The 771-nt window shown below is 65.2% G+C and carries 1 protein-coding gene; it reads right to left on the reverse strand.

Features of this window, described 5'->3' with window-relative positions; all coding sequences use genetic code 11:
- A partial coding sequence (locus U4Z64_RS37330; protein WP_148095959.1) for a 3-hydroxybutyrate dehydrogenase occupies positions 1-771 on the reverse strand: 771 nt, incomplete at its 5' end.

Here is a 771-nt window from a genome sequence, read left to right on the forward strand (position 1 = left end):
TTACTGCATGAACCAGCCGTGGCTGACGACGAACGACTGGCCCGTGAGCGCGGCGCTCGGGAACGCCGACAGGAACAGCACCGTCTGCGCGACGTCCTGCACCGTCGTGAACACGCCGTCGACCGTGTTGCCGAGCATCACCTTCTTCACCACTTCCTCTTCGCTGATCCCGAGCTCCTTCGCCTGCTCCGGAATCTGCTTGTCGACCAGCGGCGTGCGCACGAAACCCGGACATACGACGTGCGAGCGCACGTTGTGCTTCGCGCCTTCCTTCGCCAGCACGCGCGCGAGACCGAGCAGCCCGTGCTTGGCCGTCACGTACGCCGACTTCAGCGGCGACGCTTCGTGCGAGTGCACCGAACCCATGTAGATCACGACGCCGCCGCGATCGTCCTTGTACATGTGCTTGAGCGCGGCCTTGGTCGTCAGGAACGCGCCGTCGACGTGGATCGCCTGCATCTTCTTCCAGTCGGAGAACGCGTAGTTCTCGATCGGGTTGACGATCTGGATGCCCGCGTTCGACACGAGGATGTCGACCGAGCCGAACGTGTCGGCCACCTTGTCGATGCCGCTGTTGACCGCTTCCTCGTTGGTCACGTCCATCGCGACGCCGATCGCCTTGCCGCCCGCCTTGACGATCTCGTCGGCAACCGCGTTTGCGCCGTCCTGGTTCAGGTCGGCGATCGCCACGGCCGCGCCCGCTTTCGCGAGCTCCAGCGCGATTTCCTTGCCGATGCCGCTTGCGGCGCCCGTGACGACTGCGGTCTTGCC

Origin of the sequence: Burkholderia sp. BCC1996, from assembly GCF_905339955.1 — a bacterium.
GTDB lineage: Bacteria > Pseudomonadota > Gammaproteobacteria > Burkholderiales > Burkholderiaceae > Burkholderia.